At 41.7% G+C, this 3,133-nt stretch carries 3 protein-coding genes and 2 pseudogenes; 3 read left to right on the forward strand and 2 right to left on the reverse strand.

Annotated elements, in window-relative coordinates:
• Window positions 1-748: 748 nt before the first annotated feature.
• Entirely contained in the window at window positions 749-886 is a 138-nt protein-coding gene (locus tag L3V31_RS21815; RefSeq protein ID WP_237319313.1) for a hypothetical protein, read from the reverse strand.
• A 729-nt stretch (window positions 887-1,615) separates the two neighbouring features.
• Here L3V31_RS21815 and L3V31_RS21820 point away from each other — a divergent pair.
• The 3 genes and pseudogenes from L3V31_RS21820 (at window position 1,616) to L3V31_RS21830 (ending at window position 2,388) form a co-directional block, all read left to right on the forward strand.
• On the forward strand, window positions 1,616-1,948 hold the full coding sequence (locus tag L3V31_RS21820; RefSeq protein WP_009387531.1) for a hypothetical protein: 333 nt from the start codon (window positions 1,616-1,618) through the stop codon (window positions 1,946-1,948).
• Window positions 1,949-1,952: 4 nt separating this feature from the next.
• Window positions 1,953-2,055 (forward strand): annotated as a pseudogene (locus tag L3V31_RS21825) (DUF3265 domain-containing protein).
• Between the two features lie 117 nt (window positions 2,056-2,172).
• Window positions 2,173-2,388, forward strand: coding sequence for a hypothetical protein (locus L3V31_RS21830; RefSeq protein ID WP_237319301.1), 216 nt, complete (start codon window positions 2,173-2,175; stop codon window positions 2,386-2,388).
• 633 nt (window positions 2,389-3,021) lie between these two features.
• Here L3V31_RS21830 and L3V31_RS21835 read toward each other — a convergent pair.
• Window positions 3,022-3,133, reverse strand: a pseudogene (locus L3V31_RS21835) (type II toxin-antitoxin system mRNA interferase toxin, RelE/StbE family); the annotation flags it as partial.

Below are 3,133 nucleotides of genomic sequence, written 5' to 3' on the forward strand. Positions count from 1 at the left end.
TTACATAACAAAGCGTTTAAGACGGATTCCCAACGCTCGGCATTTTTGGTTTGCTTCGGGTTAAGTGTTTACGGCACAATACTTTAAGTGCAGTGGTATGCGTTGCTCACCACTTAACGCGGCGTTAGTTGCCAGCGGTAAAAATGCAGCTAAGGCAGAATGTTTCGGGCTAATGAATCGTGTGATTTTGCTCGGTTTTGTGCTTTGGTGTAGCTTGCTAGAATTGCGTTCGATTTTTAACATTGTGGTTTTGTTTTGCCGTTTCAGACGCGAATGTACTCGTTGAAAATCAGCTTTGTGACATTGTCTTTCCAAAAGGTCTTTTTGGTGCTTTTAGTCAGTTTTCTACGGCGTTGATAATTCCAAGTGGTTTCAGTGACAGGCGCTTTGAAACTGCGCCTGATTTGAGTTTTTCAACACGCTCAAAAACGGTGTTGGCAAAGTGGAAATGAATGGGAAATCAAAGGTTTAGAATGGCAACTAACAAAGCGTTTAAGGCAGATTCGCAACGCTTAGCATTTTCGGTTTGCTTTGAATTTCGTGTTTACGGCACAATGGTTTAGGTTAGGTGGTAATGTTGCTCACTACTTAACGCGGCGTTAGTTGCCAACGAGGAAAATATACTTAAAGCAGAATATTTTTGGTTAATGTCCGTGTGTGTTTGGCTAGGTTTTCGTATTTCAATTTCTAGTTATTTAGGGTTGTGAAGATCGTGCTTTGGTTCCTTGTGCGATTTTGGTTTTCTGTTTCAGATGCTGATTAGCTTGTTGAAAGCCTGCTCTGCTGCATTGTCGTTACAAAAGGTTTGTTTGGTGTTCAAAGTCCGTTTTCTACTGCGTTGTATGTTCCAAGTGGTTTCAGTGACAAGCGCTTTGAAACTGCGCATGATTTGAGTGCTCCAAAACACGTGAAGCTAGTGTTGGCAAAGCGGCAATTAACTTCAAATCAAAGCTTTAGGTTTGGCAACTAACAAAGCATTCAAGAGGGATTCACAACGCTTGGCAGTTTTGGTTTGAATTGGCTTTAGTATTTACGGCACAATGGTTTAGGTTCGGTGGTGGCGTTGTTCACCCCTTAATGCGGCGTTAGTTGCCAACGAGGAAAAACGCACCGAAAGCAGGAAGTTTAGGCTCATTTTCGGTATGTGTTTGGCTCATTTTCGGTATGTGTTTGGCTAAGTTTCGTAACTCAAATTTAGCTATTTGGGTTTGCCAAAATCGCGCTTTGGTTATCTTTGTGGTTTGCGGTTTCATAAGTCGATTTACTTGTTGAAAGTTAGCTTTGTGGCATTGTTTCTCCAAAAAGTCTTTTTGATGTTGTCAGTTCGTTTTCTACGGCGTTGCGTGTTCCAAGTGGTTTCAGTGACAAACGCTTTGAAACTGCGCCTGATTTGAGTTTTCCAAAATACGTAAAGTAAGTGTTGGCAAAGTGGCAATTAACTTGAAATCAAAGCTTTAGGTTTGGCAACTAACAAAGCATTCAAGAGGGATTCACAACGCTAGGCAGTTTTAGTTTGAATCGGCTTTAGTGTTTACGGCACAATGGCTTAAGTTAGGTGGAGGCGTTGTTCACCCCTTAATGCGGCGTTATGTGTTTTGAAGGAATTGTAACAAAAGTGAAAATCTCAATATCTTCTGAGGAATTTGTAAATGAGTTCTCTGAGCTCAAACGTCAGCTAGTTGAAGGCTATTTTTCGAAGGATTCAGAAATATCTCGCCTAAATACGTTGGAAGACGCTGGTATCGATGCGAAGCAGTTAGATGTAATAAAAGGCGTTGTGGATGAGTCTTTGACGGATGCTCTGTATACAATTCTACTTGGTTTAGAGGGTAGCGCAGCTATCGGTAAGCATCAGATTTGCTACAAATTACAAGATGAATTAGGCACTGAGTTAACAGGTGAGTTTGAAGAGTTAGCTTTCGAGGCACTGCAAGAAAAACACACATAACAAACTGTTCAAGAGGGATTCGCAATGCGTGGCATTTTTACTATGCGTTGGTTTTAGTGTTTAAGGTGGTCTGCGGCGACTTCGGTATTGCGTTGCTCACCCCTTAACAGGGCGTTAGTTGCCAGCGGTAAAAACGCAGCTAAGGCAGAAAGTTTAGGGCTTATGAATCGTGCAATTTTGCTCTGCTTTGTGTCTGAGTGTGTGATTTGCTGAAATTGTGTCCGATGTTTAATGTTGTGGTTTTGTTTGCCGTTTCAGATGCTAATTTACTTGTTGCAAGTCAGCTTTGTGACATTGCCTTTCCAAAAGATTTTTTGGGTGCTTTTAGTCAGTTTTCTACGGCGTTGCTAATTCCAAGTGGTTTCAGTGACAGGCGCTTTGAAACTGCGCCTGATTTGAGTTTTTCAAGGCGCTCAAAAACGGTGTTGGCAAAGTGGTAATGGATTGGAAATCAAAGGTTTAGAATGGCAACTAACAATGCGTTTAAGGCAGATTCGCAACGCTTGGCAATTTTGGTTTGAATCGGCTTTAGTGTTTACGGCACAATGGTTTAGGTTAGGTGGTAGCGTTGCTCACTACTTAACGCGGCGTTATACGCAGAGTGAGTTTTGCTGATTATTCCTTGTATCAAAGTCACCTTTTCTTGTGGTTCATCGCTTTGTATTTTCTTGTGTTTTCATTAAATCATTAGGTAATGTCCCCGAAGCCTTCAGGCTCAAATTCGACGCGGTAGTGTTTGTTGAAACTCAGCTCTATCAAGTAGTCTGCCCAAAAGCTTACGTGCTTGCTGAAGTTCTGTTTTCTTTGGTGTTGTGTGTTTCAAGTGCGCTTCAATCAAAAATCGCTGAATGTCTTAGTCTCACAAAAGTTAATCAATACACATAAAAATTCGTGCTTACAAAGTGGGGCTTGGCTTAAAATCGTAGCTTCAGTGTTGGGCGTATAACAAAGCATTTAAGCGCGATTCACAACGCGTGGCATTTTTGGTTTGCTTCGAATTTTGTGTTTAAGGCGCAATGCGGTAGCCGTTGTGTATTGCGTTGTTCACGCCTTAATGCGGCGTTATACCGCAATCAATCATCTAACCTTTTCATAGCTTTACGGTAAACATCGCTACGTTCGCGTTTTCCGACAGCTAAGACGGTTACAATGATGACATCGTCTTCAACTTTGTAGACGAGACGG

It is taken from the genome of Vibrio sp. J1-1 (assembly GCF_021728395.1).
Taxonomy (GTDB): domain Bacteria; phylum Pseudomonadota; class Gammaproteobacteria; order Enterobacterales; family Vibrionaceae; genus Vibrio.

Coding starts and splice junctions, on each gene's coding strand:
- L3V31_RS21815 (WP_237319313.1), bottom strand. CDS start 886: ATGCGCAGTTTCAAAGCGCTTGTCACTGAAACCACTTGGAACATACAA.
- L3V31_RS21830 (WP_237319301.1), top strand. CDS start 2,173: ATGTTTAATGTTGTGGTTTTGTTTGCCGTTTCAGATGCTAATTTACTT.